Raw genomic sequence first — 2,613 nt, forward strand, 5'->3', positions numbered from 1 at the left:
CGCAAGCCCGAGGTCTTCCTGTTCGACGAGCCTCTGTCGAACCTGGACGCCAAGCTCAGGGTGCAGATGCGTTTCGAGCTGGCGAAGCTGCACGCCGACCTTCGCACGACGATGATCTACGTCACCCACGACCAGACCGAGGCCATGACGCTGGCCGACCTCATCGTCGTGCTCGACAAGGGCGCTGTGTCGCAGGTCGGCTCGCCGCTCGATCTTTACAACAGCCCGGCCTACATGTTCGTCGCGGCCTTCATCGGCTCGCCGAGCTTGAACTTTGTTGCTGTCGACATCGCGGGCGCCGAGGCGGGGGTCGCGCGCGTCGCGCTGCCCGGCGGAGGCGCGGCGCGCGTCCCCGTCCGCAACGGCGCTCTACCGCAAGGCGCCGTCGAACTCGGCGTCCGGCCCGAGCACTTCCGCTTCGTCGATCCGGGCGATCCGGCCTCCGCGCTGCCCGGCGCCGTTTCAGTCGTCGAGCACCTGGGCAACGCGACGATCGTCTATGTCGAGACACCCGCAGGCCAGGTAATCGTTCAGGGCGACGGCGCGCTGACCGCGCGACCCGGCCAACCCGTCGGCCTCGCGCTCAACGAGGCGCAGGCGCATCTGTTCGGCGGGGATGGGGCGGCGTTGTAGGGGGGCTGGTGTTGGCGTCGACGCGCGGGGCTGCCTGCGCTGGCGCGCGAAATTTGGCGCGTGGGTCCTACGCCGACGGACCGGACTCGACGTGAAGCTGCCGTTGCAGATTGCCGCCTTGTAGGCGCAGATTGGGAAGGAAAGCGGGCATTGCCCGTAGGTGCAGAACCCGCCCGAAGCGGAAGTCCGTGTACCATTGATTGCCGTACCGGCCCAGTTGATCCCGGACAAGCCAACCGGATTGGCCGGGAGGCGGCAGCTTATGTGCGCCGAAATGCTTCCAAACACAGCGACGGCAAACACACTGGCACACTAGAACAAAACCTGGCACTGTGTTTCCGAGGATCCTGGCGGAGGACGAAAATGTTTCCTTTTCGTTCTATTAAGCGCTTCTCGCAAGCGGCGGTCGCGGCGGGAAGCTTCGCCGCGACCGCAAACCCAGCGCGCGCCCTCGCCGCGGACGAACAAAGTCTTGACCAAATTCGGACGCTTCAGCAGCGCCTGACAGACAGTGGCCGCTACGCGGGCCCGATCGACGGGAAAACGAGCGAAGCGCTCGACATCGCGCAGAGCGACTGCCCCACACAGCAGCCATTTTTGCGCATCGAGACTGGCGAGCACACGTCGACGATTGAAACGTTCTCTGTCGACGCGGACTGCTCGCTGCTTGTGACCGGGTCCGACGACAAGACCGTCCGGCTCTGGTCGCTGCCCGGCGGCATGTTCGAGCGCGTTATCCGCGTCCCGATCGCGCTGGGGCGTGACGGCCAAGTTTACGCAATTTCTCTTGACTCGCTTTGGAGATATTGTCATGCGGCGGTTGCGGCGATAAGCTTCGCCACTATTCTGAGCCTTGTCCCCGCCGACGCGGCCGACGTCGATTCGTCCCGTCCGAGCGCCGACGAGATCAAGGCGCTCGAGCAGCGGCTGAACGACGCCCACTGCTACAAGGGCCCCATCGACGGGCTCGGGAGCGCCGCGCTCGCCGACGCGATCAAGGCCTGCCCCGATCAGCGCCCGTTCCTGCGCATCGAGGCGGGCATGCACACGGGGCCGATTTTTCGCATCGGCGTCGACGCCGCCTGCTCGCTGCTCGCAACCGCCTCCGCCGACAAGACGGTGCGGGTCTGGTCTCTGCCCGATGGCGCGCTCAAGCGCGTCATCCGCCTGCCGATCGGGGACGGGAACGCGGGAAAGGTTTATGCGACGGCGCTGTCGCCGGACGGGCAGCTGCTTGCCGCCGGCGGATGGGACGCAGCGTGGGATAAGACCGGAAAGCAGAGCCTCACGCTCGTCCACCTGTCCGACGGCGTACTACGCCGCTTTGGCGCATTCGAGGACGCTATTTCCGATATCGCCTTTTCTGGCGACGGGCGGCGCGTCGCGGTCGGGCTCTACAGCGCCGGCGTGCGCGTGCTCGACACCGGGACCGGCGCGGAATTGATCGCCGACCGCAAATACGGCGGCCCCGTCGACAGCCTCGCCTTCACGCCCGACGGCGCCTTGATCGCAACGAGCGAGGACGGCCGATTGCGCCGCTACGGGTCCGACCTGAAGCTGGCGGCCAGGCGCGCCGCGCCCGACGGTAAGCATCCCATTCGCGTCGCGATCGACCCGTCCGGCGCGCGCGTCGCCGTCAGCTACAGCGACACGGCCTCGGTGTCGATTCTTTCCGCAAAGACGATGGCGCGGCTCGCCAGCGCAGATACTGCCGACCTGAAGGGCTGGAATTTTTTCGGCATCGCGTGGTCGCGCGACGGCCAGACGCTCGTGGGGACGATGGCGCAGCCGTATTTCCACGGGCCAACACCCAACCTTCTTCGCCAATTCCAGGTGGACGGCCGCCGCAAGGGCGAAGACATTGCCGTGAGCGATAACACGACCATGGACATCCGGCGCTGCGGCGACGGTTTCGTCTTTGGCGCCCAAGACCCTCTTTTCGGCCTCCTTTCCGCCGAAGGCGTCAAGACGATCTTACAA

2 protein-coding genes are annotated in these 2,613 nt (G+C 66.2%); both read left to right on the forward strand.

Translation table 11 applies throughout. The annotated features are described in order from the left end of the window. Positions 1–633 (forward strand): ABC transporter ATP-binding protein (locus tag ACLP25_RS24415; protein WP_442471714.1); only part of this gene is annotated, 633 nt, incomplete at its 5' end. Positions 634–996: 363 nt separating this feature from the next. After that, on the forward strand, positions 997–2,613 hold a 1,617-nt coding region (locus ACLP25_RS24420), incomplete at its 3' end, for a WD40 repeat domain-containing protein (protein ID WP_442471715.1).

This window comes from Roseiarcus sp. (assembly GCF_052145395.1).
Classification (GTDB): Bacteria; Pseudomonadota; Alphaproteobacteria; order Rhizobiales; family Beijerinckiaceae; genus Roseiarcus.